This is a genomic window from Actinomyces sp. MRS3W (assembly GCF_032465695.1).
In the GTDB taxonomy this organism is placed as follows: domain Bacteria; phylum Actinomycetota; class Actinomycetes; order Actinomycetales; family Actinomycetaceae; genus Actinomyces.
The window spans coordinates 1-2,994 of record NZ_JAWDJJ010000352.1 but is presented as its reverse complement, the minus strand read 5'-3'; the positions used below and the strand labels follow the sequence as shown (position 1 = coordinate 2,994).

At 68.1% G+C, this 2,994-nt stretch carries 2 protein-coding genes and 1 pseudogene; 1 reads left to right on the top strand and 2 read right to left on the bottom strand.

Going from position 1 to position 2,994, the window contains the following annotated elements; all coding sequences use genetic code 11:
• Positions 1-132 (bottom strand): annotated as a pseudogene (locus tag RWX45_RS13135) (DUF1440 domain-containing protein); the annotation flags it as partial.
• A 480-nt stretch (positions 133-612) separates the two neighbouring features.
• Between RWX45_RS13135 and RWX45_RS13130 the strand changes: the two are divergent.
• Entirely contained in the window at positions 613-1,554 is a 942-nt protein-coding gene (locus RWX45_RS13130) for a hypothetical protein (protein WP_316024163.1), read from the top strand.
• A 745-nt stretch (positions 1,555-2,299) separates the two neighbouring features.
• Here the strand turns inward: RWX45_RS13130 and RWX45_RS13125 are convergent.
• Positions 2,300-2,994: enoyl-CoA hydratase-related protein (locus RWX45_RS13125; protein ID WP_316024162.1), on the bottom strand; the 695-nt coding region annotated here is incomplete at its 5' end.

The window sequence follows — 2,994 nt, the reverse complement described above, 5'->3', positions numbered from 1 at the left end:
GAAGGGGACCTCCCAGCCGAACTTGACCAGGGCGGAGAAGGCGCCGGCAATGAGTCCGACGATGGTGGCCACGCCGATGCGACGGCGCGAGGGCTCGGTGGAGCCGAGCAGGCGGGTGATCCATGCGGGCATGGGAAACCTCCAAGAGGTGGGAGCGGCCGGATGGCCGGGGTGGGGAGGAGTGCCACGAGGGCACTTCCTCGTGGTTGTCGCAAGGTTCGCACCACATGACGGCCGCTTCTTACGGGGACGGCCGCCTGCCCGCCAAACCTTGGTCACAAAGGTGTTCCGCGGACCTTAAGAGGGGTCTAAAGTCCCGATTGACGGCTACCACCGAGACCGGCACTTATGACGTGCCGAAACCGGTCGAAGTTGCTGAGGGCGGGCTAAGTCTCGGGGGCTGCCCGGGCGCCATCTCCGTGCTGGTGGTACGGCGGCGTCTCTCCTGACCATCCGAGGTCTTTATCAGGCCCGCCTTCCCGTGGGGAGTCCGCCCCATCGCGCGGGGACCGGGGTCGGGCTAGCGTGGGCCCGTGACGATTTCTCTCCCCGATTGCGCGCGTCGGAAGCATGGCCTTGAAACGTCCCTCCGGTAGGCGGCGGCTGTTTTCCGTGCGCCCTCCCGCCGACATGGTGGGCGGCACGGTCAGGCAGCAGCAGCACGGGCCGGCGTCCCCATGGGCGTCCGTGGCGCCACCGGACCAACTGGTGGGAGGTCGCACGGCAAGCCCGGGGGAGAGCGAGCTCCCGGACAAGCGCACCGCGGAGGATCTTGGAATCTGGAGTCAGGAGTCGGAAGACCGCCTCGGAACCGAGGGGGCCATCAAGCTCGCCCTGCTGTGCCTGCGCACCGGCGCCCGGGTGCCGCGCTCATGGATGAGCCGGAAGCGGGTGCGCATACGGACTATGCGCATCGCGTCGGTGAGGTGGACGGTGGCATGGATGATCCCGGCGGCCCTGGTCTTCGTGGCTGCGGCGGGGGTGGTGACGGTGTCTATCTGGGAGCGGTGGCATGAGCTGTACGCGCCGTGGGTGCACTTGTGTGTGTTGGCGTTTCTGGGGCTGTGCGCGTTCCTGCTGGGCTGGTTCCCGCTGTGGTGCCTGGTCTCGGCTACCACCGCGGACCGCTACGGCATCCACACCTGGGTGGGGCGCAGCCCTCGGGCCATCCCCTGGAGCGCCTTGAGCCCTGACTGCCGCCGCGTGGTCGTGTGCAAAACCAGGAAGCCGGTCGACATCGTCTGGCTCCAGCTGCGCACGACGCCGCCGGTGGTGCCCGTCATCCCCGGGACAGTGCGCGTGGGGGCGTCGGAGGAGGCTCGTCAGCAGGTGCTCGTTGACGGCGCTCAACTGGTGCTGTGGGCCTGCATGCGCGGATACCTCAGCGTTAGGTCTGCCACCATTCTGCTGAGCGGGCCGGACGGCAGCCTGCGCGAGCGACCGGAGCAGAAGACGTACGGCTTGGATGCGGCGGACTTCTGGCCGATGAGAGGCGATCGCCGGTTGTACGGCAGCGTGCAGCGGCCCGTCCCACTTCGCCCAAACCGGCACTAATAACATGCCGAAACCGGCACTAATGACGTGCCGAAACCGGCACTTGTAACGTGCCGAAACCGGCACTTGTTACGTGCCGAAACCGGTGGAAGTTGCTGAGGTCGGGCTAAGTCTCGGGGTGTTGCCCGGGGCATCCGCCCCGAGGCGGTGGGGCGGCGGCGTCCCACCTGTCCATCCGAGGCCTGCGCCAGGTCCGCTCCTTGTAGTGGGGCGGTTCGCCGTGCCGGCGTTGGCGGCCTCCACCAGAGAGTCGGTCCGGTGGAGGTCGGCCACCAGTTGACGGTTGCGTTCCGGCGCTCGGCGTCTGAAGCGCGGCTTGCGTCTGCTACGCCCCTTAAGGGTCTACTACGCCTGTTTGCCGTCTGTTGAAGGGCCGCGAAGCCTTCAGCACACCGCTAAGTGGCGTAGTAGACGGTCAACTGGCGTAGCAGACGGGTCAGGCCAGGGCAGTCCGGCCAGGAAGTTTTCCTCCATACCCCGCCATACTTCGCGGGCGGGATTGTCGCAAATGGTGACAAACGCCGCTGGCCGCCCCGGACCCACGCAGGGGATTGGCGTAATTTCAACGATCCGCGAAACACCGCTCGCCGCTGTGGGCTCGTTTATCACCATTTGCGACAATGATGCTTCCAAGTCCTGACCTGCATGCGCTCACCGCAGGCCCGCCGGGCCACGTCGCGGGCCGCCTGGTGCCGAACGCTTCGGTACCGGTTTGAGCCGGTCAGACCCAGACGACGAGAACGGGTCAGAAGTAGTAGGGGAAGGGCGACCAGTCGGGCGGGCGGCGCTCGAGGAAGGCGTCGCGGCCCTCGACCGCCTCGTCGGTCATGTAGGCCAGGCGGGTGGCTTCTCCGGCGAAGACCTGCTGCCCGGCCAGCCCATCATCGGCGAGGTTGAAGGCGTATTTGAGCATGCGGATCGCCTGGGGCGACTTGCCGGTGACGATGCGCGCGTACTCCAGTGCTTTCTCCTCCAGCTCGGCGTGGGGGACCGCCTCGTTGACTACGCCCCAGCGCTCGGCGGTGACGGCGTCGTAGGTGCGGGCGAGGAAGAAGATCTCGCGGGCGCGCTTGTCGCCGACCTGGCGGGCCAGCAGAGCGGAGCCGTAACCGGCGTCGAAGGAGCCGACGTCCGCGTCGGTCTGCTTGAAGCGGGCGTGCTCCCGGGAGGCAACCGACAGATCGCACACCACGTTGAGGCTGTGCCCGCCGCCGGCCGCCCACCCGGAGACGGCAGCGATGACGACCTTCGGCATCATGCGGATGAGCCGCTGCACCTCCAGGATGTGCAGGCGCCCGGCCCGGGCGGCGTCGACGCGCTCGCGGGCCGCAGCCACATCCGCCTCGTGGGAGTAAGGGGCCGACGACGGCGCTTCGGCGTCCAGATCCGGTGCCTTGCCACCCGGGGCGGGCGCGATGGCGGACGCTGCGGGAGTGGTGG